The organism is Pullulanibacillus sp. KACC 23026, assembly GCF_029094525.1.
Lineage (GTDB): Bacteria > Bacillota > Bacilli > Bacillales > Sporolactobacillaceae > KACC-23026.
Genome location: NZ_CP119107.1, coordinates 3676108 through 3701865, shown reverse-complemented (window position 1 = coordinate 3701865; position 25758 = coordinate 3676108). Strand labels below are relative to the sequence as shown.

General features: G+C 42.2%; 23 protein-coding genes and 1 other RNA gene. 14 read left to right on the top strand and 10 right to left on the bottom strand.

Annotated features, from left to right (window positions below):
- Positions 1–35: 35 nt before the first annotated feature.
- The 5 genes from PU629_RS17130 (at position 36) to PU629_RS17110 (ending at position 5652) form a co-directional block, all read left to right on the top strand.
- A complete protein-coding gene (locus PU629_RS17130) occupies positions 36–1004 on the top strand; it encodes a sugar phosphate isomerase/epimerase family protein (protein ID WP_275281256.1) in 969 nt (322 codons plus the stop codon).
- 101 nt (positions 1005–1105) lie between these two features.
- Positions 1106–1807 carry a response regulator transcription factor gene (locus tag PU629_RS17125; protein WP_275281255.1) on the top strand — a complete coding sequence of 234 codons (702 nt, stop codon included), beginning with the start codon at positions 1106–1108 and terminating at the stop codon, positions 1805–1807.
- Positions 1804–2868, top strand: a complete 1065-nt coding sequence (locus tag PU629_RS17120) for a sensor histidine kinase (protein ID WP_275281254.1) — start codon at positions 1804–1806, stop codon at positions 2866–2868. Before PU629_RS17125 ends, PU629_RS17120 begins: the two co-directional genes overlap by 4 nt.
- Before the next feature lie 109 nt (positions 2869–2977).
- Entirely contained in the window at positions 2978–3736 is a 759-nt protein-coding gene (locus PU629_RS17115; protein WP_275281253.1) for an ABC transporter ATP-binding protein, read from the top strand.
- The gene (locus PU629_RS17110) at positions 3733–5652 is read left to right on the top strand and encodes an FtsX-like permease family protein (RefSeq protein ID WP_275281252.1); all 1920 of its coding nucleotides are present in this window, start codon (positions 3733–3735) and stop codon (positions 5650–5652) included. Before PU629_RS17115 ends, PU629_RS17110 begins: the two co-directional genes overlap by 4 nt.
- Positions 5653–6245: 593 nt before the next feature.
- Here the strand turns inward: PU629_RS17110 and PU629_RS17105 are convergent.
- From PU629_RS17105 to PU629_RS17090, 4 genes are all read right to left on the bottom strand, one after another.
- Positions 6246–7262 carry an NADP-dependent oxidoreductase gene (locus tag PU629_RS17105; protein ID WP_275281251.1) on the bottom strand — a complete coding sequence of 339 codons (1017 nt, stop codon included), beginning with the start codon at positions 7260–7262 and terminating at the stop codon, positions 6246–6248.
- 57 nt (positions 7263–7319) lie between these two features.
- A complete protein-coding gene (locus PU629_RS17100) occupies positions 7320–7490 on the bottom strand; it encodes an SE1832 family protein (protein WP_275281250.1) in 171 nt (56 codons plus the stop codon).
- Between the two features lie 155 nt (positions 7491–7645).
- A complete protein-coding gene (locus tag PU629_RS17095; protein WP_275281249.1) occupies positions 7646–7741 on the bottom strand; it encodes a YjcZ family sporulation protein in 96 nt (31 codons plus the stop codon).
- A gap of 223 nt (positions 7742–7964) precedes the next feature.
- The gene (locus PU629_RS17090; RefSeq protein ID WP_275281248.1) at positions 7965–9197 is read right to left on the bottom strand and encodes an MFS transporter; all 1233 of its coding nucleotides are present in this window, start codon (positions 9195–9197) and stop codon (positions 7965–7967) included.
- Positions 9198–9374: 177 nt separating this feature from the next.
- Here PU629_RS17090 and PU629_RS17085 point away from each other — a divergent pair, with 177 nt between their 5' ends.
- The 4 genes from PU629_RS17085 (at position 9375) to PU629_RS17070 (ending at position 14244) form a co-directional block, all read left to right on the top strand.
- A complete protein-coding gene (locus PU629_RS17085) occupies positions 9375–10598 on the top strand; it encodes an aminopeptidase (RefSeq protein WP_275284478.1) in 1224 nt (407 codons plus the stop codon).
- A 44-nt stretch (positions 10599–10642) separates the two neighbouring features.
- On the top strand, positions 10643–11887 hold the full coding sequence (locus PU629_RS17080; protein ID WP_481900451.1) for an aminopeptidase: 1245 nt from the start codon (positions 10643–10645) through the stop codon (positions 11885–11887).
- A 51-nt stretch (positions 11888–11938) separates the two neighbouring features.
- On the top strand, positions 11939–13168 hold the full coding sequence (locus PU629_RS17075; RefSeq protein ID WP_275281246.1) for an aminopeptidase: 1230 nt from the start codon (positions 11939–11941) through the stop codon (positions 13166–13168).
- 92 nt (positions 13169–13260) lie between these two features.
- Entirely contained in the window at positions 13261–14244 is a 984-nt protein-coding gene (locus tag PU629_RS17070; RefSeq protein WP_275281245.1) for a 2-hydroxyacid dehydrogenase, read from the top strand.
- An 83-nt stretch (positions 14245–14327) separates the two neighbouring features.
- On the opposite strand, the gene rarD is transcribed toward PU629_RS17070, so the two are convergent.
- Entirely contained in the window at positions 14328–15272 is a 945-nt protein-coding gene (gene rarD / locus PU629_RS17065; RefSeq protein ID WP_275281244.1) for an EamA family transporter RarD, read from the bottom strand.
- A gap of 119 nt (positions 15273–15391) precedes the next feature.
- The gene (locus PU629_RS17060) at positions 15392–15532 is read right to left on the bottom strand and encodes a hypothetical protein (protein WP_275281243.1); all 141 of its coding nucleotides are present in this window, start codon (positions 15530–15532) and stop codon (positions 15392–15394) included.
- A 328-nt stretch (positions 15533–15860) separates the two neighbouring features.
- Here PU629_RS17060 and PU629_RS17055 point away from each other — a divergent pair, with 328 nt between their 5' ends.
- Positions 15861–17327, top strand: coding sequence for an MFS transporter (locus tag PU629_RS17055; protein WP_275281242.1), 1467 nt, complete (start codon positions 15861–15863; stop codon positions 17325–17327).
- Positions 17328–17468: 141 nt separating this feature from the next.
- Here the strand turns inward: PU629_RS17055 and PU629_RS17050 are convergent, their stop codons facing one another.
- From PU629_RS17050 to ssrS, 3 genes are all read right to left on the bottom strand, one after another.
- On the bottom strand, positions 17469–17585 hold the full coding sequence (locus tag PU629_RS17050; RefSeq protein WP_275281241.1) for a YjcZ family sporulation protein: 117 nt from the start codon (positions 17583–17585) through the stop codon (positions 17469–17471).
- A 158-nt stretch (positions 17586–17743) separates the two neighbouring features.
- Positions 17744–18319, bottom strand: coding sequence for a histidine phosphatase family protein (locus PU629_RS17045; protein WP_275281240.1), 576 nt, complete (start codon positions 18317–18319; stop codon positions 17744–17746).
- A gap of 192 nt (positions 18320–18511) precedes the next feature.
- A non-coding RNA gene (gene ssrS, locus PU629_RS17040) (6S RNA) lies at positions 18512–18687 on the bottom strand.
- A gap of 391 nt (positions 18688–19078) precedes the next feature.
- On the opposite strand from ssrS, the gene PU629_RS17035 reads away from it, so the two are divergent.
- From PU629_RS17035 to PU629_RS17020, 4 genes are all read left to right on the top strand, one after another.
- Entirely contained in the window at positions 19079–19291 is a 213-nt protein-coding gene (locus tag PU629_RS17035; protein ID WP_275281239.1) for a DUF3311 domain-containing protein, read from the top strand.
- A gap of 32 nt (positions 19292–19323) precedes the next feature.
- Positions 19324–20838 carry a monocarboxylate uptake permease MctP gene (gene mctP, locus PU629_RS17030; protein ID WP_275281238.1) on the top strand — a complete coding sequence of 505 codons (1515 nt, stop codon included), beginning with the start codon at positions 19324–19326 and terminating at the stop codon, positions 20836–20838.
- Positions 20839–21439: 601 nt separating this feature from the next.
- Positions 21440–22216: a DeoR/GlpR family DNA-binding transcription regulator gene (locus tag PU629_RS17025; protein WP_275281237.1), complete on the top strand. Its 777-nt coding sequence runs from the start codon at positions 21440–21442 to the stop codon at positions 22214–22216.
- Positions 22217–23178: 962 nt separating this feature from the next.
- Positions 23179–23922: a hypothetical protein gene (locus PU629_RS17020; protein WP_275281236.1), complete on the top strand. Its 744-nt coding sequence runs from the start codon at positions 23179–23181 to the stop codon at positions 23920–23922.
- 23 nt (positions 23923–23945) lie between these two features.
- Here PU629_RS17020 and PU629_RS17015 read toward each other — a convergent pair whose 3' ends face one another.
- Entirely contained in the window at positions 23946–25664 is a 1719-nt protein-coding gene (locus tag PU629_RS17015) for a hypothetical protein (RefSeq protein WP_275281235.1), read from the bottom strand.
- Between the last annotated feature and the right edge of the window lie 94 nt (positions 25665–25758).

The following is a 25758-nucleotide window of genomic DNA, read 5'->3' as shown; positions in this document are numbered from 1 at the left end:
TTTAAATAACCTAATAAAATAAGGAGTGGTCAACCATGAAACTAGGTGTATTTGCAGTCCTTTTTTCTGAGAAATCCTTTGAAGACATGTTGAAGCGGGTGAAAGATGCTGGCTTAGATACGGTTGAGATTGGTACAGGTGGTTATCCAGGGAACGCTCATTGTCCGCTTGATGAGCTGCTTGAGGATGCTGAAAAACGTGAGCAGTATAAAAAGACAGTGGAATCCTACGGGTTAACGATTGGTTCATTTAGCTGTCACGGGAATCCGATTTCACCAGACGCGGCCTTTGCAAAGGAATGCGATGAGACCATACGTAAAACCATTAAACTGGCAAGTCTTATGGATGTGCCGGTTGTCAATACTTTCTCTGGAACGGCAGGGGATCATGAAGGAGCCAAATATCCGAATTGGCCGGTAACACCATGGCCGCCTGAATATCAGGATGTTAAAGAGTGGCAATGGGAACAGAAGCTCATTCCTTATTGGAAAGAGGTGGGTCAGCTCGCGAAGGACTCTAATGTGAAAATTGGGCTTGAGCTGCATGGTGGTTTCTTAGTCCATACTCCTTATACCCTGTTAAAGCTTCGTGAGGAAACCTGTGATGCTATTGGCGCCAACCTTGATCCAAGTCATTTATGGTGGCAAGGAATTGATCCTGTTGGAGCGATTAAGATCTTAGGAAAAGCAGGCGCGATTCATCATTTCCATGCAAAAGATACCTATATTGACCAAGAAAATGTCAATATGTACGGGTTAACTGATATGCAGCCTTATGGAAACGTCCAGTCACGTGCTTGGACCTTCCGTTCAGTGGGTTGCGGCCATGGACTTCAAGAGTGGTCAGATATCATCAGTGCCCTCCGCACTTATGGTTATGATTATGTGGTCAGCATTGAACATGAGGATCCGCTCATGTCCATTGACGAAGGCTTTGACAGAGCCGTATCAAATCTCAAACAACTTATCATAAGAGATCAACCGACCGATATGTGGTGGGCTTAATAATTAAAGGGACGGTTCTCCTGTTTTTGAAACAGGAGAACCGTCCCTTTGTTTCACCTTTGTTTCATGTATAATAATGGGAAGAATAAGGAGGGACAAGGATGTACCAAATTATGATTGTAGAAGATGATGATAAAATTGCAGATATTTTAAGTGGATATATTGAAAAATACAATTATAAAACATATAGAGTTCAGCAATTTGATGATGTGAAGGGGGAATTTCTTCGCTTTCAGCCTGATTTAGTGATCCTCGATATTAACCTGCCTTATTATGACGGGTTTTATTGGTGCCGGCAGATTCGCGGTATCTCCAATGTACCTATTATCTTCTTGTCAGCTCGGGTTGGTGAGATGGATCAAGTCATGGCCATTGAAAACGGCGGTGATGATTACCTTACGAAGCCGTTTCATCTCGATGTCGTCATGGCCAAAATCAAGAGTGCCTTAAGGCGTGCTTATGGGGAATACGCCATGCCGCAGCAAAGTGATTTTGTCGATTTGAACGGACTTTATCTTAATCGGTCAAAATACGCCCTTGAATGGCAGGAGAGAAAAGTGATACTGACCCAAAAGGAATTTTTATTATTAGATTGTCTTATAAAACGGAAGGAGCAGATCGTACCGAGAGAAGAGCTATTAGAGGTCCTTTGGGATGACCAGGAGTTTGTCGACGATAACACCTTGACAGTCAACGTTACACGCGTTCGAAAGAAGCTTGAGGAATTGGCTATTCCGAATGCTATTGAGACGGTTCGTGGGAAGGGTTACCGATTAAATGTGACCTGGGGGAGCGGCGCATGATTCTTGACTTTTTAAAGGACCGGCTTCTTTATATTTTGGTTTATTTTATCAGCATCAGCCTCTCCATTCTTGTCATTCAATTAGATTGGCTGCAATCTGGGAATGCCTTAGGCTTCAGCAATATTTTATATATATACATATTAAGTTTAGCTGTTTTAATCATTTACTTGGCTATCAGTTATTTAAATCAGATGCCGTTCTATCGAGAATTGAAACGTGCCAGAGCGGACGAAAGCCTGGAACGAGTCATAGGCCTTCAAAGTGCCCTCACAAAGGAACAGCTTCATTTTCAAGAATTGGCTCAATCCACTTATCAGTCATTTAGAGAAGAACTTGTTCGCTACCAAAAGCAGCAAGAACAGCATTTAACCTTTATTAATCAATGGGTTCATCATATGAAAACACCTGTATCAGTCATTGACCTTTTGACTCAGAAGGGGCATGAGTCCGTACATGATGAAGAGGCTCAAGAACTTTTTCAAAGCATTCGCGAGGAGACGGTTCGATTAACTAAAGGGCTCGAGATGGCTCTTCATTTAGCGAGATTAGGAAAATTTGAGACAGATCTCTCTCCTAAAGAGGTAGATCTGGCCGGGGTGGTTCGTGATTGTATCAACACATATAAAAGAACAATGATTCACCATTCTATTTTTCCTAAGCTTGAATGTAACAGTGGTGAAGCTTGGATATATACGGATCCCAAATGGCTTCATTTTGTTATCAGTCAATTAACTTCTAATGCTATAAAGTATTCAGCAAAAGGAGCTAATCAGTCCATCGTCTATCATATCGTTTTGGACCATGACTCATATAAGCTGTCTGTCCGTGATTATGGTATGAGGATCCCGAAAGAAGATCTTCCTCGAGTGTTTGATGCCTTTTTTACTGGTGAAAACGGGAGGAGAGGAACAGAGTCAACAGGGATGGGTCTTTATTTAGTCAAAGAGGTGTGTAAAAAACTTGGACATCCCGTAACGATTGAGTCAGAACCTGGGAAAGGGACCTGTGTCACAATTAAATTTCCAAGTGAAACCTTGCATAAGGATGTTTTAGGATGGTAGCCTGACAAATTTGTAAGGTCTGAGATAATAAATGAAAGGTAAATCGATGGGGCTGTGCGATGAGGCTGCTTATAATTGATGTAACTACACCAAACAGGAGTGAAAACGAATGGACGTCTTAAAAGCACAGTCTCTTACTAAAATATATCGTTCGAAAAAAAGTGAACTTACTTATAAAGCGCTTGATCATGTGGATTTGACTATATCAAAAGCAGAGTTTGTCGGTGTAATGGGACCATCGGGAAGCGGGAAGACAACGCTCTTGAATGTCCTATCAACGATTGATTCTCCTACTTCAGGTGTCATTGAAATCATTGGCGTGAATATCCGTTCATTAAAGAAGAAAAGACTTGCGCTCTTTCGCAGGCGCCAGTTGGGCTTCATTTTCCAAGATTTCAATTTGCTTGATACCTTATCCATTAAGGAAAATATCATCTTGCCTCTTGTGTTGGAAAAGAAGCCCGTTCAAGAAATGGAAGAAAAAGTGGAAGATCTTGCATCACTTCTAGGAATCAAAGAGATCCTTAACAAACGGACGTATGAAGTATCCGGTGGTCAGCAGCAGCGGGCTGCAGCTGCGCGTGCCTTAATTCACGATCCTGCCATTCTACTAGCAGATGAACCGACTGGGAACCTCGATTCAAAAGCGGCTAAGCAATTAATGGATTCGCTACAAGACTTAAATGAGCAAAAAGGTGCAACGATCATGATGGTTACACATGATCCTTTTACCGCTAGTTACTGCCAAAGGGTTGTATTCATTAAGGATGGCAAGTTCTACTCAGAAATTCGCAGAGGGGATAATCGCCAAGCTTTTTTTCAAAAAATTGTTGACTCATTAAGTGTTTTAGGAGGGAGCTTCCAATGACCTTCCGGGGGCTTGCCATAAAAAATGTAACGGGAAATTGGCATCAGTACACGGCCTTCTTTTTAAGCTGCACATTTTCTGTCATGATCTTTGCGATGTTCGCGTCATTTATCTATCATCCAGATGTCGTCAATGGCCATATTCAAGGCGGGAAAAATGTGCGAATTGCTTTACAAGCCTGTGAATCGATCATTATCATTTTCTCATTTTTCTTTGTTCTGTACTCGGAATCAGCCTTTATCAAGTCTAGAAAAAAGGAATTTGGACTTTTATCGCTGTTCGGAATGACAAGAGGTCAACTATGGAAGCTTGTTTTTTTGGAAAATATGCTGATTGCCGTTTTATCTATTCTATCAGGTCTTGTTTTAGGGACGTTGTTCTCTAAACTTTTTTTAATGGTGATCAGCCAATTATTAAAGGTTAGCAGTCCGATCCACTTTCAATTAATCCCTAAAGCGATCATGATTACTAGTCTTGTGTTTCTTGTCCTGTTTTGTATAGTCACGTTGTTTCAATTGGTCCGTGTCGGAAAAAGCGAAGTCATTGACCTGCTCCGAGCTTCAAGAAAGCCTAAGAGTCAGCCGATTACATCCAAATGGCTTGTGGTCTTGGCAGTTATTTGTCTTCTAGTCGCTTATGGCATGGCCTATTTTTCAACGCTTCTCACGGTTCCAGTCGTGATGTTTCCAGTTTTAATCCTTGTTCTTATCGGTACTTATTTCGCATTTACTCAAGGGAGTGTCGCGGTATTCAACTTGATTCAGAAGAAACTGTCTATTTATTACCGCGGGACCAATTTAGTAACGTTTTCACAAATGATTTTCAAAATGAAAGATAATGCCCGTGTGCTTTTTATGGTCTCCATTCTGAGTGCAGTGGTTCTAACAGCAAGTGGAACTTTCTATATCTTCTTTCAAGGGATGCTCTTTAATGTGAAGGAATCGTATCCGGAAACGTTTAGTTATGTACAGATGAAGACAACACTTGTCGATCGAGAAAAAATCGATCGAATTCTTGATCAGAACGGAATTAAGGTTAAAAATACACTGACAGTTGAAGGTGTGCCTGCCAATTTACAGCTAGATAAGTATGGGAAGAGGCTTGTCACTGCTCTATTAATACCAGAGAGCAACTATAATAAAGCGTCAACCAATGTCGAAGGGGCTAAGCCGATTTCTCTAAAGAAAGGGCAAGTTTTCTTTTCCTATGCCAGTCCTAATCTTGCGCCGGCGAACGATAAGGGTCTGACTAAGCAGGTCCAAATAAATGGTAAAGCGGTTAAGATGACCCTTGCCGGCCAAAGCAATCAAGGTATTGCAGATCTAGGTGAGTTAGGATCAGGGGTACTAGTCGTTAATGACGGGCAATTTAAAAATTTGACAGCCGATATTCCCAAGAGCAAATGGTGGACCTTTAATGGTTATAATCTGGTGAACTGGGAAAATGTATCTCCATCCATTATGAAACAGGTTGAGAGTGCCCTTCCAAGTGACGTGCAATCTTCCTTTTCTTCGAGAATAGAGCCTTACCAATTTGCCAAACAATTGGGGTCACTCACGATGTTTATTGGGATCTTTGTGAGTTTTCTATTTTTCATCGCAGCGGGCAGTATGATTTATTTTAAGTTGTTTACAGAGCTGCAAGAGGATCAAGCTCAATTCCATGCCTTGCGCCGCATTGGGATGTCGGATCAGGAAATCAAGCGAATCGTAACCCGCCAAATCGCAGCTATCTTTTTTGTTCCGTTTCTAATAAGTGTCATTCATGCACTCTTTGCCTTTAAGATGCTTCAAAATTTGAAGCTATTTGGAAACGTGTGGGGATACGGTGGTTTGATCATTCTACTGTTCTTTGTCATGCAACTTATCTATTTCTATATAACTAAGCAATCGTTTGTTAGACGGATTCTAAGGTAAAAAAAGCAATGCCCAATCCATTGATTGAGCTAGATAGCGAATCGAGGTTACGCTTATTTTGCTTGAGCGTAACGAGGATACGCTAACCGCCGCGAATCCGGCCGGAATGCCGAAATAAGGGACTGGCGTTACGCCTAAATCGGATAGGCGTAACGAGGATACGCTAATCGCCGCGAATCCGGCCGGACTGCCGAAATAAGGGACTGGCGTTACGCCTAATTCGGATGAGCGTAACGAGGATACGCTAACCGCCGCGAATCCGGCCGGAATGCCGAAATAACGGAATGACGTTACGCCTAATTTGGATAGGCGTAACGAGGATACGCTAACCGCTGCGAATCCGGCCGGAAAGCCGAAATAAGGGACTGAGGTTACGCTTATTTTGCTTGAGCGTAACGAGGATACGCTAACCGCCGCGAATCCGGCCGGAAAGCCGAAATAAGGGAATGTCGTTACGCCTATTTCGGATGAGCGTCCACGAAATCCGGCGCTTCCACTTGGATGAATGAAAATTGGATGGCCATAATATCTTGGCCATCCAATTTGGATTTGCTTTTTAGAATAGCGAATCTTGGTTTCGGCTAAAAGGTTCTTTAGCGTGAGCTTAGGTCGGCGACTTTTACGACAGATTTTCCGATGTTTTCGCCGCTGAACAGGCCGAGGAAAGCGTCGGGTACGGCGTCAAACCCTTCAACAACGGTTTCACGCGCTGTTAGTTTACCTTCTTTCACCCATGTCGCAAGCTCCTTCATTCCTTCGCCAAATCGGCTGCGATAGTCGCTGACGATAAAGCCTTTCATAAGGGCGCGATGAATCAGAATGAGTGTCTGGATACGCGGTCCCATATCAAGCTTTGTGTTATTATAGAGGGCAATTTGGCCGCAAAGCGGAATTCTCGCCCCATCATTAATTAATGACATGACGTTATCTGATACCGTACCGCCGACGTTGTCAAAATACACGTCGACACCACTCGGACAGGCGGCCTTTAATTGATCACGAAAGGTGTCCGATTTGTAATTGACTGCTGAATCAAAGCCGAGTTCTTCAACCAAATAGCGGCATTTTTCTTCGGACCCCGCAATCCCGACGGCGCGGGCTCCTTTTATTTTGGCGATTTGGCCGACTGCTGTCCCTACAGCGCCTGCCCCACCAGATACAACAACGGTCTCCCCATCTTTAGGATCTCCGATATCTAGTAAACCAAAGTAAGCCGTGAGCCCTGTCATTCCTAGAACACCTAAGAATGTAGGCAGAGGGGCAAGGGTTGGGTCAAGTTTTTGCAAATAACGATCTTGGGCTAGCTGTTCGGTTTGCCAAGCAAGCTCGCCTAAGACAAGATCACCCAACTGAAATTTGTCGCTGTTCGTTGCCGTGACTTCTGCTACTACTCCGCCTGTAATAGGCTGGCCCACTTCATAGGGAGCCACATAAGATTTCTGATCACTCATTCTTCCTCGCATGTAAGGGTCGACAGATATGTATAAGGCCTTTAACCTCACTTGCCCTTCGTCAGGCTCTGGGACAAGCACAGTTTCAAATTGAAAGGTCTCGTGATTCGGGAAGCCAACCGGTCTTTCTTTTAATAAAATGCGTTTTGCTTCAACCATCTTATTACCTCCATTAATTTCTTCTTTTATCTCGAACGGTCCTTGTTGGATAGCAGCTTATAGTTGATTTCTAAGTGTTTTAAGCTCGTCTTCAATAGCCTTGAGCTCGCGTTCAAGAGGACGAACGGTTCTCCCGGTTGTTTCAAGCTTTTCCATATCACCTTGAATTCGGATATAATCCATTTTTAATTCGGCAATTCGTTCTTCAATTTCCTTTTTGGTAGGCATTTGAGCAGAACCTCCTCACAAATCTTACCCTAAGTATACTAAATCATGCCTTTCCCATAAACTCGAGAGACTTGTCCTATTAAAAAACTAATTTAAATTGACAAAGTGAGGCGGGAACGTTACGGATAAACGTTCCTGCCTTATATGGTGACGTCTTACCAAACGTAAGAAGTACCAACGATGATTAACAAGATGAACAAAACAACGATAAGCGCAAAGCCAGCGCCGTAACCACCACCTGCGTATGCCATGGATGTGCACCCCCTTGAATCTCGAGATAGTACATTGTACGCAAAAAAAATAAATTGGTTAGGGCAAATGACTAATCTTTTTTTGTTCTGCATTAATTTTAGCTAGGCAGAAAATCGACTTAAGAAAAATTAGGGACCGCTTTCGCACAAAGCCTTGTTTTTCTAAAAGAAGTCACCTAAGCGTCTCGTCTCATGTAGACGAATTAAAAAAGCAGACAGTTTTTTATAGTGCCGCCTGCTTCTTTCCAGAATTTCTATGCGCTTTCTTTTCTTGTTTGAAGCTGATGAAAAAGGCAATGAGTAGGCCTAATCCAATGAGAGCTGGAACGATCCAGAAAGTTTGCCATTGCCGTAGTATATCCGCTCCATTTTGTGAAATCGTTGAATTGTAGAGACCACCTGCAATTAGAGAGCCGATGAAGGATCCAAAACCATTTGTGAATAGAGTAAATAAGCTTTGTGTTTGTGCTTTTACTTCGGGACCAGCCGCTTTTTCCGCGTAAATAGTCCCCGTGATCATAAAGAAATCAGAGCATATTCCGTGAATCGCGATGCCGACAATGATGAGGCCCATCAGACCAGCGGGCCCAGCAAAGCTGAAGATGACAAACCGTACGATCCAAGCTGCCATTCCGATCATCAGCATGTTCTTAATTCCCACTCGTAATAGAAAGAAAGGAATGGAGAGCATGAAAATCACTTCAAGCATTTGTCCAATCGACATAATGGAACTGACATTTTTAAAGCCTGCCGCCCCTAAGAAGGTGGCTGCAAAAGAATAATAGGTTGAGATGGGGATGTAAAAGAGCAAGGACGTCAGCATAAAGACAGCAAAGTTCCAATTTCGGAATAATAAAAAGGCATCCAGTCGAAAGAGATCCCTTTTGGAAAAAGGTTTTCCCTTTCCTGGGGCAGGTGTGTGTGGAAGTGTAAAGCTGTAAAGGCCTAGCAGCAGGGCGGCTCCCCCTGAGATAAAAAAGATGGCTTTATTGTCGGATAGGCCGAGCTGCCCGATGAAAAGGCCGGCTATAATCCAACCAATTGTCCCAAAAACACGAATGATGGGAAACTGTTTTTCACTATTGGATACATGGTGGAATCCGACATTATTGGTCAAGGCAAAGGTTGGCATCAAACAAAGTAAGAATAAAAATAATAGAAGTAAAAAGAGGAGGGAATGACCCTCTTTGAGTTGGGCAGGAATAAATAACAGCAAAAGCCCGCCAATTAAATGAAGCACGCCTAAAACACGCTCAGATGAAAAGAAGCGATCGGCAATAACCCCGAGGATGAGTGGTGCAATGATTGAGGCTACTGCCACAAGAGAATAAGTAAGGCCGATGATGGATGAAAACCCATAATGAGCCATAGCAAGCCCGCAAGTGACATACCAGGCGCCATGGACAAAGTACTCAAGGAACATCATGACAGACAAACGAATAAGAGTGAGTCTCACAAAGATTCTCCTGACTTAATTTTATATTTGTAATTGTAAGAATGTTTTACATTAGAATAACTTACTTTTTGAAAGAGGTAAAGGCTTACAATTATTTCGAAAACACAAAAATGACTTCATGGTCTATTTGTGGTAAGATGAAAGCGTGTAGAAAAGAAAGCAAGGGGGGTTTATATGTTGTCATTTGAAGAAAAATTAGAAAATTATGCAGATTTGGCTGTTCGTGTTGGAGTCAATGTTCAAGAAGGACAAGATGTGGTCATCCAAGCTCCAATTCATGCGGTCGAATTTGTCCGTTTAGTCGCAAAGAAAGCTTATCAAGCGGGAGCAAAACGTGTTCATTTTCGCTGGTCGGATGATGAATTAGTTCGAACTCATTATTTGTTAGCTCCTGAAGAGACATTTTCAGAATTCCCAGAGTGGGATGCTTTGACATTGAATACACTAGCTGAGAGAAAAGCAGCTTTTATTCATTTTAACTCCCCAAACCCAGAAATGTTGGAAGGTGTCGATCCAAAGCGATTATCGGCTAACAGTCAAGCTTCTGGAAAGGCATTAGAGACTCTTGTTCAAGGTCAAATGTCTCATAAGGTCCCATGGACGATTCTCTCCATCCCTTCAGAGAAATGGGCGGAAAAGGTGTTCCCAGATCTTGATCCAAAAGAGGGCGTTGAGAAGCTGTGGGAGGTCGTATTTAAAATGACACGGGCTGACTTGGAGAATCCGGTAAAAGCTTGGGAAGACCATTTTAATACGCTTAATCAAAATTCAAGACGTCTTAATACAATTAAATATAAGAAGCTTCACTATAAAGCACCAGGCACGGATCTCTCTATTGGTTTTCATCCAAAGCATGTTTGGGTGCCCAATGATCTTGAGCAAAGAGAGGTTTCATTTGCTCCAAATATTCCAACAGAGGAACTATTTACATTGCCAGATAAAATGAGTGTCAACGGAACCGTTGCAAGCACCATGCCGCTTAACTATAACGGAACATTAATTGAAGGCATTTCTGTTACATTTAAGGATGGACGAATTGTCGATTATTCTGCCACAAAGGGCTATGAGATGCTTAAGAGTATTATTGAAACTGATGAAGGTTCTCACTATCTTGGTGAGGTCGCACTTGTCGCACAGGATTCGCCTATAGCCCAGTCTGGGTTGATTTTTTATAATACTCTGTACGATGAAAACGCCTCTTGCCATTTAGCCATAGGACGGGCTTATCCAACCTTCGAGGATGCCGATACAGCATCTAAGGAAGAGCTGGAATCTCGCGGCATGAACAATAGTGTCGTCCATGTCGATTTCATGATTGGTTCGAATGAGTTGAACATTGATGGAGAAACTGAGGATGGGACGATTGAACCGATCCTAAGAAACGGACTATGGGTGAAGTAATGGGCTGTTTCTTATAAATTAATTTTTAAGCAATTGAAGAAGGGATGGATTCTAAGGTGTCAAATTTCGAAATACAATTAGAAAAATATGCAGAGCTTGCGGTAAAGAACGGAATTAACCTTCAACCAGGTCAAGAATTAGTCGTAAGCGCTTCTGTTGAATCCGTCAGCTTCGTCCGTTTAGTAGCCAAAAAGGCCTACGACGCAGGCGCCAAAAGAGTCTATTTCAGATGGACGGATGATCAGTTGACCCGTATTGATTATGAAGGAGCTCCAAGCGAAGTGTTTAATGAGTATCCACAGTGGGATGCGGACGCTCTTGAAACATTAGCCAATCGAGGGGCGGGATTTCTTGATATCCGAATTCCTAATCCTGATTTATTAGCCGGGATTGATCCAGAGCGAATTTCTTCCTATAATAAAGCAACAGCAACAGCACTAAAACCTTATCGACAAGCTCGAATGAACGATAAAGTGAGTTGGTGCATTATTTCAGTTCCAAATATCACTTGGGCGAAACGCGTTTTCCCTGATCTAGGTCCTGAGGAAGGGGTCCAAAAACTTTGGGAGACCATTTTTAAGATGACCCGGGCAGACCAAGAAGATCCTGTTGCGGCATGGGAATTACATAAAGCAAATCTTGGAGAAAAGGCCAATTACCTTAACACAAAGAAGTATAAGAAGCTGCATTATAAAGCGCCGGGTACCGATCTTTCCATTGAGTTTCATCCAAAAGCGCTTTGGTGTCAGGCAGCAAGTGATAATGAGAGTGGAACCGAATTTATCGCCAACATTCCAACAGAGGAAGTTTATACACTTCCACTTAAGACGGGCGTGAACGGAACCGTAACAAGCACCATGCCGCTCAATTACAGTGGGACACTTATTGAAAAATTGTCTCTTACGTTTAAGGAAGGGCGCATTGTCTCCTTCTCGGCCGAAAATGGGGAAGAGACACTTAAACGTTTGATTGAAACTGATGAAGGTTCCCACTATTTAGGGGAGGTGGCACTTGTGCCGCATAACTCGCCGATCTCGCAATCCGGGTTAATTTTCTATAATACACTTTATGATGAAAATGCCTCCTGTCACTTAGCCATTGGTAAAGCCTATCCAACAACGTTAGAGGGTGGCGCTAAGATGAGTCAAGAGGAACTGGATGCTAACGGCGTGAATGACAGCTTAAATCATGTTGATTTTATGATTGGCTCAGCTGAACTTTCCATTGACGGAGAGCTTGCAGACGGTACCAAGGAACCGCTTATGAGAGAGGGACTTTGGGTGATCTAATGCGTTTCTGTTGATTTTAAGGACAAAGACAAAAAAAGAGGAGAGATCATATTGGCTAACTTTGAAGAGAAATTAGAGCGCTATGCGGAGCTCGTTGTAAAAAATGGGGTTAACATTCAAAAAGGGCAATATCTTAATATTGCGGCCCCTATTTTTGCCGTCGATTTTGTAAGAATGGTTACGAAGAAAGCCTATGAAGCGGGAGCTAAACGAGTCAGCTATCGCTGGACAGATGATGATCTCACTTTAATTCGCTATCAATATGCACCGGAAGAATCCTTTGAAGAATTTCCTGAATGGGAAGCGAAAGGGATGGTTATGCAGGCAGAAGCGGGGACTGCCTTTCTAAGCATTTATACGCCAAATCCGGAATTGCTGAAGGATGTTGATCCGGAACGCATTGCGAAGAACAATAAAACCTCTGGTCAAGCGATGAAGCCATTCTCGGAATTCATGATGGCCGACAAAGTCAGATGGTCGCTCGTTTCTGTTCCTTCTGAGTTATGGGCAAGCAAGCTTTATCCTGAACTGGGTAAAGAAGAAGCGATGGATAAGCTTTGGGAAACGATCTTTAAGATGACGCGTGCGGATCAAGAGAATCCGGTTGCGGCTTGGGAAGCTCACAAAAATAATTTGACTGAAAAAGCGACTTATCTCAATAACAAAAAATATAAGAAATTGCACTATAAAGCGCCCGGCACCGATCTTTCCATTGAATTTCATCCGAAGCATCTTTGGAACACGGCAGCGAATGTTACAGATGGGGTGGAATTCATCAAGAACATTCCTACAGAAGAAGTGTATACGGTACCGCTTAAAACGGGAGTAAATGGAACGGTAACAGCGACGATGCCTTTAAATTATAGCGGAAATTTAATTGAAGGTTTTTCCCTCACCTTTGAGAACGGAAAAATTGTCGATTACTCCGCTGAAAAAGGCTATGATATTTTAAAGAATTTAATCGGGACAGACGAAGGCTCCCATTATTTAGGGGAGGTTGCACTAGTTCCTCATAATTCTCCTATCTCTCAATCGGGTCTTTTGTTCCTTAACACATTGTACGATGAGAATGCATCTTGCCATTTAGCGATCGGAAAAGGCTATCCAACAACGCTTGAAGGCGGGGATGCGATGTCAGAGGAAGAGCTTAAAGCCCATGGCGTGAATGACAGCTTGACCCATGAAGACTTTATGATCGGTTCCGCTGAGCTTTCCATCGATGGCGAACTGGAAGATGGAACGGTCGAACCATTGATGAGAAATGGACTTTGGGTAATCTGAGTGGATTTCGAATAGAGAAGGGGTGGTTAACACTGCCCTTTTTCTTCTGTTTCAAGGTAATTGAATCTTTTGAAACTAAGGGGGAGAAGAAAATGGCGAAGGTTGTTTTAACAAAAGAACTTCCAGAAGAGCTGCTGGAAGTTCTGAAAGGTGAGGGCGAACATGAGGTTGTCGTCGTTCCGGACACGGGGGAATCTTTCTCTGCAGATTTGAATAGAGAGTTAAAGGACGCAACCGCTCTAATCTCAACAAAGGTAAAAATTAATAAGGACTTACTTGAAGAGGCACCCGATCTTAGAATCGTCAGCACGATCTCGGTCGGTTATGATAATTTTGATGTCGAGGCAATGAAGCAAGCGCAAGTCATAGGTACCCATACACCAGGAGTTCTTGATGAAACCGTGGCTGATTTAACCTTTGGCCTTATTTTATCCTCTGCTCGTCGAATTGCCGAGTTAGATCAAGTCATTCGCGAGGGAGGATGGACGGTCGGAGATGATCTGGCATTCTATGGAACAGATGTCCATCACAAAACGCTCGGTATCATTGGAATGGGCAGAATCGGTGAAAAAATTGCAAAACGAGCTATTTTTGGCTTTGGCATGAATGTTCTATATTATAACCGAAGTCAAAAGCCAGAAACGGAAGAACGGCTCGGGGTCCATTATGCTTCTTTTGATGAGGTGCTCTCCCAGTCGGATTTCGTTGTCGTTGTAACGCCTTTAACGGATGAGACGTATCACCTTTTCGACCGAGCGGCTTTTCAAAAGATGAAATCAACGGCTTATTTCATAAATGTTTCAAGGGGACAAACGGTGGATGAAGATGCCTTGCTCCAGGCATTAGAATCAGGGGAAATAAGCGGGGCGGCTTTAGATGTATACGATAAGGAACCAGTTCGGCCCGATCACCCATTGTTAAGGCTTCGGAATGTCACATTAACGCCTCATATCGGATCCGCTGTTGTTCAGACCCGTTTTGATATGGCCGCTTTAGCCGTTCAAAACGTAAAGGCTTTTTTAGAGAAAGGGACACCTCCCTCTGTTATTCCTGAACTTGCCTGTTTACTGCAATAACTTGTGAAAAAAAGCCTTGCTTCTAACTGTTGCAAGTAGAGGAGCAAGGCTTTTTCTATTTAAGGTATTCTTATGTGGCCTAATTAACTAACCTTTTGTATAGGGCGGTGTAGAAGCTTGGCCTCTGCCTTCTTAAAGAGTGATGTTCTGGCAAGGGTAAAGATTACTAAGGCGACCCAAATTAAAATGAATGAAAAGAGATGTTCAGAATCAAAGGGCTCATGGTAAAGCAAGGTACCTAAAATTAACATGAGCGTTGGTGCAATATATTGAAAGAAGCCGATCATAGCAAGGGAGATACGATTAGCCCCTGCTGCAAAGAGCAGCAATGGTATAGCCGTCACGACGCCTGCCCCCATAAGATATAAGGCAAGACTAAGATGTTGGAAGTTAAACGATTGGCCTGCTGTTGGGTCGAAGCCAAGTAAATAAATGAGAGCAAATGGCGTAATGATAAGCGTCTCGATCGTTAACCCTGACATGGCCGGCAGCTTGACGATTTTCTTTAAGAGCCCATAAATGCCAAAGCTAAAAGCAAGTGTCAGTGAAATCCACGGAAAAGTGCCGGCCTCTAATGCTAAGAAGACAACGCCGACTAAAGCAAGAATACAGGAGACAATCTGCCACAAAGATAAGCGTTCTTTCAAAAAGAGAATTCCAAGCAACACACTTACAAGTGGGTTGATGTAGTAACCAAGGCTAGATTGGATGATGTGTCCATTATTAACTGCCCAAATAAAGGTGTACCAATTGATCGTAATAAAGATAGAGGCACTCATGATAATGACTAAACGTTTTGGAGCAAGTAGTAATGCTTTGATATCTGTAAACATGCTCCCCATCTTGCGCGTAACAAGTAAAACGAGAATCATAAAGACGAATGACCAAATCATTCGATGCGCTAATACTTCTGTGGGTGTAGCCCCAATAATTAATTTCCAATAAATCGGCATGATGCCCCATATTATATAAGAACCTGCTGCAGCAAGTCCTCCGAGTACCTGGTCATTTTTTTCTTGTGTCTCCATCGATTTCCCTCCCCGTTAATCTGAAAATAAATGAACAGTCTCATTTTAGAGATAATAAGGGTTCCTTTCAAGGATTTTGTTTGGAAAAACCCGAGAAAAAGATAAGGGAAACAGCCTTTTTAGAAAAAGGTTTTATAACTTTGCTCTTCTTCGCCGCACACCTCACATACATAGACAATTTCAAAGGCGCTCTCTTCCACTGCATGCTCGGTTAACTGCTGGCACTGCTCACAGTAATGCTGGACGGTTGCGGTTTCCATGTTTTTATCCCTCCTCAGGCATTAAGAAGATAAATTTTCAAAAAATCCAGATGCATAACTATTAGTATAAACACTGTCCTTTTGAAAATTCCTCTTACCTAGAGTGGCAAGGGTCAGTGCAAGTTGTTTTGCCTCTCAAGTAATATATGCTAGCATTTGATAGGACTGTTTATTTTTTAAGTTTAAGTTGAGTTAAAAAAACGAGCCCATTCTTAAAAAGCGGCGTGTTAAGTGCCGTTCTAAAGAGGGCTATGAGGGGGAACCTGTATAAGGGAATCCCCTTGTTTTTGTTTAATACCACTACAGAAATGTTAGGCAGGTGGGATCGATGGAGAACCGCATTCAAAGAGGAAGTAAAGAAGGCCGGATTAACCCGTGGCTTGTTTTTTCGGCAACCAGTTTAAGTGCTGTTCTCGTGATGTTGAATCTTGGCGCTTTAAATGTAGCCCTTCCAGCGATCACAAGGCATTTTCATGTCAGTTCCTCTTTATCAAGCTGGATTTTATTGTCCTACATGCTTGTGAATACGATACTCATATTAGTATTTGGACAATTATCCGATGTCTTTGGACGAAAGGTATTCTTTCTAATTGGGACTGCCATATTTACATTATCCAGCTTTTTGATTGGGTTTTCTCCAAATATATGGATGTTCATTGCTTGGCGTGTCATTCAGGCGGGAGGAGGGGCTCTAATCATTTCGAATAACACAGCTTTAATCTCCGATGCTTTTCCTAAAGAAAAACTAGCAAAAGGGCTTGGGATGAATGTGTTGGTTGCTTCCGCTGCACAGTTATTAGGTCCAGTTATAGGAGGAGTCTTGGCTTCAGCATTTGGATGGAAATGGGTGTTCTGGGCAGGTGTGCCGGTAGGACTAGCCGGACTCATTTGGGGTATTCCGGTGTTGCGAGGGCTGCCGTCGTTCGGGTCAGGGAAGAAAGTGGATTATTTTGGAGGAATCCTGATTTTTATTGGTTTAAGCGGACTTATTCTGTCTCTTTCTGAAGGTAGCACGCTTGGTTGGACCTCTTATTTAGTCCTTATAGGCTGGATCCTTTTTATAATCTGTCTGCCGCTTTTCATCTGGTATGAAAGGCATCATCCTTCACCAATGGTTGACTTTCAACTGTTTCGTGACAGGGCTTATACTATGGGAAACGTCTCGACGTTTTTAAATGCTTTTACTAGGGTATCTGTTGTTTTGCTTTCTAGTCTCTATATGCAATCGGTTCTGAATTATAAGGCATCATGGGCCGGAATCGGGGTGCTTCCCGTCACAATTGGAATGCTTATTGCTTCACCGATAACCGGGAATTTAAGCGACCGTTTCAGTGCAAGGCTTCTAGCGACTACAGGATTATCGATAAGTGGATTAGGGGTTATTGTGTTAATTATAGGGGAGGTTCCGGACCTTTCCTATTGGATAAGCGGTGCCGGCATGTTTCTTGTGGGATTAGGGTCCGGGTTGTTTATGACGCCTAATACGAAAGAGATTTTAACATCCGTTCCTTCTGAGAGACGCGGGTTCGCAAACGGACTTCGCTCAATGCTTCAGAATATGGGACAAGTGTTGAGCACCGCGATCAGTCTGACGATTGTGTCAGCTGTTCTCCCCCCGCAATTAAAGGATGTCGTAACGGGCGGGAGTTCTCAAAAGTTAAGTTTTACGGAAACCCATCTTTTAACACAAGGCTTTCGCTATGCTTTTCTCACATTGCTCTTAGCAACATGTCTCGGCGTTTTTGTCTCGGCGTTCAGAGGAAAATCGCGTGTAGCCAATAGAAAAAAACTTTAATGGTACTCGCCGATCATCGACGGATGCTTGCATAAAATAAAACATGCGCTCATTAAGCCTTGAGCGCATGTTATTTTTAGTTGAACAATGACTATGAAAAGAAATCGCTCCTATGTGGTGATCTCTTTTGGCATTACTAAATTAATAGACGTAAGCAGTCCCAACAATAATTAAGAGAATGAACAATACAACGATTAAGGCAAAACCAGCACCGAAACCGCCGCCGCCAGTGCCACATCCAACGCCACCGTAAGCCATTTAGCAACACCTCCTTGATTCATCAATACTTTATCTTATGTGGAGGTGAGAGAAGTGGAAGGGCGCAATGTGGATATTGAGAAAATTATGTGCTTCGCCCAACCAAGTTCTTTTGCGTGTCTGCTTGAGAAAGCAGTAAAGGGGAAGAGGCTAAGGCGTTATAATTGTGGAAGATGGGAGACCTGATTGTAGGATTTAATCTTCCATTCACTTTGATCAAATTGAATGTGATTGAGCCCGCCATTAAATAATCTGATTTTCTTCTTCCCAATCTCGCCATTAGAAAAGTGCCTTAAAAGAGTGTGGATCACCGCACCATGTGTGACAAGAAGTACTTTTTTGTGTTTGTAGTCTTGAGTAATGCTCTCTAAGCCCGCCATCAATCGTTCATTTAACGAAGCGTTGTCCTCTTGATTGGGGTAATTTTTCGTTGGAAATAATTGCTCTCGTTCTGCAATGGTTAAGCCTTCCGCGTCACCAAAGAAACGTTCAGCAAATTGCGGCATGACCAAAAGAGGGAGATCCAACTTTTTATTAATAATAGTCCCCGTTTCTAACGCTCTTTGGAGGGGACTTGTGATTAACACATCCCAGTGGAAATTTTTTAAGAATTGACCACAGGCTTCAGCTTGCAAACGGCCATTTTTATTAAGAGGCACATCGGTTTGTCCTTGTAGCTTTCCTAAGGCGTTCCAATCAGTCTCACCATGGCGAATTAAACAGATTGATGTCATGTCCAAACAGCCTCCCGTCTTATAAAAAGAAACCCTACCAGAATTTTAGTATAAATTAAGTTTAATAGAAAAATACGTTAAATCAAGCTTTTAAGTGCTTTTACGAAGAACAATTAATTGGAAATTTAATGAGGGTTAAATATAAATAAAAAAGAACTGCCTTAAGCAGTTCTTTAATGCGTTAATATGTAGTAAACGGCCGCCTATGCCGTCACGCTTGTGTTTCAGAACCTGCTCGAAACAGGTGGGTGCCCGCATGAGAACTTTCATCGTCCAATTAAGGCATGATGGCCATTCTCGACATGTAGAGCTCCCTTATTAAATGCATCGGTTGAAACATCAATACGCAACGCACATCGCAGCTTGTAAATTGATTATAGCATGTCTCTTAATTGAAAGCACTGTAAATTTTTGGATATAGCATATTGACTTCATTCAAATTAGGGGGGAGAGAGTCGGCAAACTCACAATCGAAGGCTTGCAGATAAGAGCAATCATTTATTTAGTAGTGGAGGAACAAGGTGATCTAATGAATGCGGACCACTTTATTACATTTAAATAGGAAAAATTCAATTTGTCTTCCAAATGGGCCTTTTAAAAATTGGCTTTTCTTATGTCTAAATTTTCATAGCGTGAATGTTACGCATGTCCCTGAGTAGGTCCCCTCTAAAAAACTTTCTATAAATACCAAAAAATGTTTGACAGCCTATTCGATATTATGCGAATATTTCTTTAAAAGATCGGAAAGGAGGCGTTTTCATGAAGGGTGAAAAAAGTCAAAAAGGGAAGTTCAATGCCTGGTATCTTTTATTAATTGTTCCGTTTATCATTACGCTTTTCCCAGGCATGTATGCTTTTGATGCCCCAAGATTATTCGGTTTCCCTTTCTTTTACTGGTACCAATTAGTGGCGGTCATTATTTCATCGGTGCTCACTGGAATTGTGTACTTTGCAACGAAGGAAAGAAATTAACCCATTATCTTTTTATATGAGGAGTGAACATCTTGAATTGGACGGCGCTTACAGTCTTTATCATCTTTTTTATTTTTGTAACCGTTCTAGGTTTTTTTGCGGCCAATTGGCGTAAAGGTGACTTGACCCAACTGGATGAGTGGGGGCTTGGCGGCCGGCGCTTTGGAACCTTGATTACTTGGTTCTTGCTTGGCGGGGATTTATATACGGCTTATACATTTATTGCGGTACCTGCTTTGAACTATGGAAAAGGGGCTATGGCGATGTATGCCGTCCCTTATACGATTGTTGTTTATCCGTTTATTTTTATGGTCATGCCTCGGCTTTGGTCCGTTTCTCGTAAGCACGGATATGTAACCGCATCAGACTTTATTAAGGGCCGTTATAATAGCAGCTGGATGGCTCTGGCAGTTGCTGTTACGGGTATTCTAGCAACGATGCCTTATATTGCGCTTCAGCTTGTCGGGATGCAAACGGTGATTGCCGCGATGGGCTTTAAGGGGACCGGCTTCGCAGGTGAAATACCCCTGATTATTGCCTTTGCTATCTTGGCTATTTATACGTATTCCAGCGGGTTAAGAGCACCTGCCTCAATCGCCATTGTCAAAGACTTAATGATTTATATTACCATCATAGCCGTTATTATTGTGGTTCCTATGAAGTTAGGCGGCTTTGGTCATATCTTTAATGAAGCAGGAAAGCAGCTTTCGGCTCAAAATCCTCCTGGATCCTTAATTTTACAGCCAAGTTCCTTTTTAGCTTATGGGTCACTGGCGCTTGGATCGGCTCTCGCCTTGTTCCTTTATCCGCATTCGTTAACGGGGGTACTCAGCTCCAATTCACGCAATACGGTACGAAAGAATGCGGCCTTATTACCGGCTTATTCACTTGTCTTAGGATTTATTACGTTATTGGGATTTATGGCTTTAGCGGCACATGTGAAGGCAGCAACCCCGAATGATGCGATTCCAGCGTTATTCTTAAATATGTTCCCAGATTGGTTCAGCGGCTTTGCTTTTGCTGCCATCGCGATCGGCGCCCTTGTTCCTGCAGCGATCATGTCGATTGCTTCAGCTAACTTGTTTACCCGAAATATTTATAAAGAGTACTTTAATCCCAATTGTACGCCGAAACAAGAATCGAGCGTGGCAAAGCTTGTCTCCTTACTTGTTAAAGTTGGAGCAATTGTCTTTATTTTGTTTTTCCCAAAAGCGTATGCCATCAACCTTCAATTGTTCGGAGGAATATGGATTCTGCAAACCTTCCCTTCTATTATTGTAGGGATTTACACAGGTTGGTTTAATAAATGGGCACTCCTTCTTGGCTGGTTAGTCGGGATGGGAATGGGGACTTGGATGGCCGTATCTCAAGGCATGAACTCCACCTTCCCGCTTCACCTTGGCAGTACCACATTTGCTGGCTATGCCGCCATTTATGCAGTTATCTTGAACTTCGTGGTTTCAATTGTCTTCACCTGGATATTTAATGCATTGGGACTTCGAAATGGTAAAGATGAAACAGCAGAAGAGGATTATTTTGCCGCTTAAATAGTTGATTGAAAATCCCAATGAGTGCATGGTCTCATTGGGATTTTTGAATGATTGGAACTAAAAAAATAGTGCCTGACCATTTTTTTTTGTAAAAAAATGTTGAAATAAAGAGGATTTGATCGTTATATGTTGAATTTTAATAAAAGGCAAGTTTTCCCCGCTTCACCCATTCTTCCTTCTTCTTCCATCTCCTATCTTCCTCCATTGGGATGGACCTCGCGTAGTGCCTCATTTTAAAGAAGGGTGAAGCTCCCCCCTCTGGAACAGACGACCAACTTATAATTTCCCTAATAGACAAAGCGACTTTTGTTGCTTTTATTTAATTTAAGGATCCTATCGCTCAACTTCGGTTATATAAAGAAAAGGTATGTTCTAAATCAGAAAGTATAAACTTTCGCAGCTGCGGTTTAAGGATAATAGGATAAGTAAAACTAAGGCTTCCGCCAGGACTTGGCGATAAGCAAAGTTTTTCTAAAAAAAACTTTGCAGTTAGAAGGATACCGGCTTATAATCGAGATACCATTGTCTTTAGACAAAAGGATATAGGAACGCAGTAAGCCAACTAGCAGGGTCATGAAGAAAAAAAGGGGTGAGCCGGATGTTAGTTGCGGAACGCCATCGAAAAATAGTCGAACTAGTTAATGAAAGAAAAAGTGTAAGAGTGAGTGAATTGAGTCAACTCTTTTCAGTTACAGAAGAAACGATACGGCGTGACTTAGAGAAACTGGAGCAGGAACAACTGCTTGCAAGAAGTCATGGCGGAGCTGTCAGCATTCAAGAGGATGAGAGGGAACGTTCGTATGTGGAACGCGAAATCTTAAATGCAGAAGAGAAACAGGCGATTGCGGTTGAAGCTGTAAAACTCATACAACCGGGTGATAAGATTGTATTGGATGCCAGTACAACGGCTTGGTATATGGCTAAAGTGCTTCCTAATCAGCCGTTAACCGTTGTCACGAATTCGATCCAAGTCGCTTTAGAGTTAAGTCAAAAGGACCAGATCAGCGTCATCTCAACAGGCGGTATTCTCTCTGTCCCTTCGCTTTCATATATAGGTCCTTTAGCCAATCGCTCGTTAAAAATGTATCATGTGCACAAAGCCTTCATCTCTTGTAAGGGGATCGACTTGGTTGGCGGCATTACGGACTCTAATGAATCCCAAGCGCTGTTTAGACAAGAGATTTTGACGGTGTCAGACAAAACCATTTTACTAGTTGACTCATCCAAGTTCTCAATCAAGACCTTTGTGCAAATTTGTTCGGTAGGCGAGGTCGACGAGATAGTGACAGATGAGGGGTTAAATGACGACGAGTTCAATCGTTATGCAGGACTTCCAACTCCGATTAAACGAGTTCCAATTAATAGCCTCTATTAAAACACCAGTGTATAAGTGATAACGGGTTCACTTGTGAGATGCAAAACGCTAATTATCACCTTAAATCACCCTACTATTCATAATAAAATCACAGAAAGAAAAGACTAGTAAACGTCAAAACAACCGAATCTTTTGAGATTCGGTTGTTTTATTTTCATAAAAGGCAATCGATTACCTATTTCATTAAATGGCTAGAGCGAACTTTCTAAATAAGCGGAGAAATTCCTCTTATTTAGAAATCGACATTAAAAATAGCTAAAATAGACGGAGAAATTCCGACTATTGACTCGAAAAATATGAAAATGGATCATTTCTTTTGGTTTAAACGGAAAAACTCCGCTTATTTACGACGAACTGAACGCTACTTTGGTTGATAACGGAAAAATCTCCGCTTATTTCAACGATCACAGGTGACTCTAAAATTTCTTGTTCAGTCCGTTTTTTATTTTAAGAACCATTCGATAATCTAACTTTTATTTTAGCATATAGATCCAAATGACTTAGTAATCACCCTACCTTTCACTTGCTCAATCACCGGTTAATTCACACACCGCCAATAATTATTTCCACCCATGTAAATTACACTGTGATTTGATCGGTGATTTACGGATGAAATGGTCAATAAACATTGATATTACAATAAAAATCGCACGGTGAATGACTACGTGAAAAGCCGTGCGATTTACCTTGATAGTTAATTGTTTGCACCTCTGAAGTGAACCCGTTAGTATGAGTGAACTGGTGTTTTTCCTTTATTAGTCATCATTTTATGTGCCTCCTATAAAAAAAGCAGGCTCTTGATATGGATTTCGGCAGGGGGGAGAGTGGCGACTGTAAGCCATGGTTCACCCAATGTGCAGTGGACATGTTAAAATGGGAAGTAAGATCCGAGACAGAGTCCTATGGTGACTTTTTAGTGGAACCGTATGCCTTTCATTCAACAAAGAAAAGAGGAATTTAACATGGTGACTGACACTTGGGTTTATGAACAACTCGGCATTCGCCCTAGACTTCGGGAGCGTTTTTATGTGCCTGCCCTTATTCAATTTTATCAGGAGAAACAGCAGGGACTTTCTGAAAAAGAAAAACCGTTTTTCAATCAGAGTTTAAAGCTTTTCTTAGAGTATCTAGAGACGGTGCGAGCAACATCCTGGGAAGCTTGTGATCAAAAGTTCTGGGAGAAACTGTTTACTTTTTCCTTCTTGGATTTGAGCTATTCACAAAGCGCTGAACAAGTGCGGGCTTTCTTTCAAGTCATCGGCCAATTCACGGTTTATTTAGATAACCAAAATAGCCGTGATCTGCATAGGTTGGTGGAAGACTTTATCGAAAAGGTAGAGAATGATGTTCTTGATGCGGTGAGATTGCTCGACAGTTATCATCAGAAAGTTGAACAGCCTTTTGCAACGGGCATAGCTGAGATTGAACGAGAAGCTTTATTGCAAGAGGTTGGGTCGCCGATCTCAGAAGGTGTCTTTGTTCTAAAGGATAAAACAGAGTCAGCCATTACTGCGCATCACTTATTGACGAGAAATGAATATGTCATCGCCCTTTCTCCGCATCTTTCAGAACTGATGCATGATTCGATGAGTCTAATAGGTGTTCTAAAGGAAGCAAGTAACACCACATGGGAGATTCTTGTTCTTGATCGGGCGTTCCCAACTGCTGCTCTCCCTTTTGTAAAAGAAGCGGTGGGGGTTTCTTAAAATTCGATACTTTTAAAATACGGCTACCCCCTCTCATGAATTCCCCTGAGAGGGGGGGCTTTTAACTTATTTATCGAGCTATCAGTGATGGAAAGGGCGGAGGCTCGGACTTGATTAGTCTCAATATAGGAAATGGTGAGGCGGTGCCCTGTTTCAATAAAGGGGGCATAAGGATCAGTCGCTGAGCTGACTGTGAAGATATGATGACTTCCGCTCAGCATAAATTCAACGGTGACGAGATGATTGGGGTCCATTGCTTTGAAAACATGAGTCACAGTACCTGAAAGTTTTGTTTGGTCCGTGATTTGGCTTGGTGCAGCAGTATCGGCCAAGCTTAGAGCCAATTTAGTTTTATAGTCATCAAAAGCAACATGCTTGGACTCGTTATAACCAACCATTTTTTCATTTTGAGCATTAGCGATAGCGAGATCTCGAAACACACCATTTCCATCTACTACGGGTACTACCCATGAATACTGTCCATAAAGATTGTAGAGAACGGGGGACGTTCCTTTAAAACCTTGGATTTTGAACATCTTATTGACACTATTTAGTGCCGCCCGACTGTTTATTAAACCATTTGCTTTGGTGTAAAAGGTGAGCTTTCCGGTCCTTGCGTCCATTAAGGTATAACCAACCATAGAACCTGAGTCGGCATTAATGGTATGGTCTGTAAACCAATTCATTTGTAGTTTTTGGTCAAAAATCGCAATGACTTCATTATTTTCATCCTTCTGAGTGGGCTCGTGCACATCGTTTCTTCCTATTAGACTGTTTAACCATCCATAACGAAATTTGCCAAACCATTTATTCCGTTCTATTGCTATTGATTTAGGAATGACTTGATCCACGAAGGTAGGCAGCTGGTGTATCCCGTATCTTTTTATCAGACCTGTCTTGGGGTCGAAGAGAAGAATGCCATCCACCTGAGGAACGGAACGGTAATGTGTATAATGACCAATACTCACGACATAAAAAGGCCTGCCCTGGTCGTCCGGCTCAAAAGAAGTGCCTAGTAATATAAGATGTGGAAAGGTGCGCCGAATTTGCCGTTGCAATTTTTGAGAAAAATAGGCAGAAGGAACAATGGTCATAGGTGCTTTGATAAAACTTGGCTCCGCATTTTCATCCTCAGCACTCATTTTAATATAGCCTGGAATCACCCCAGCTTTTGTAAAAGCCACATATCCGGTGTATTCGATCGGAGTAACCCAATACAGTTGATTATTGATTGTTTGAATCGTTGAATCACCAAGCTGATAGTAAGCGTAGTTTGGAATATGGCCAAGCAGCTTCTCACTCTTATAACGGGCGTAAGCCTCTGGGACAACGGGTATGTGATTTATATTTATGGGTGCTGCCACTGTATTTGAACGAACAGCATTTGCCATTTTATATTTATCAGAGGCAAGGGTTGTTTGATAAATACACAGAAAGCCCCCATAACCAATTAAAAGAATAGCCCCGCCGATTATGCCTCGCCATGCTTCAACGACCCATCGCCTCAGAACGAAACCGTCTATTATGACTCCGATAAGGAACATAGGGAGAAAAGCAGAAATAATCCCTCCTGCTGTTAAGTCGATAAGGAAAACATAGCTGACTAGATATAAATAAATGATTCCAAGAATCCAACGAACCGTTTGATAAGCAATAAAAATAGGTTCTGTTCTATATGCCGCCCAAGCACTCGGAAAGGGGCTAAGAAACAAAAAGGCCAATAAGTAGATAAAAAAGGACATGGGTGTAGCTCCTTTTATCGTAATAGGGGGTGTTTTTATGTTTCCCAAACCTTTTCGTCATTATTAAGAGGTAAAAGTAAATAACCGATTGAGT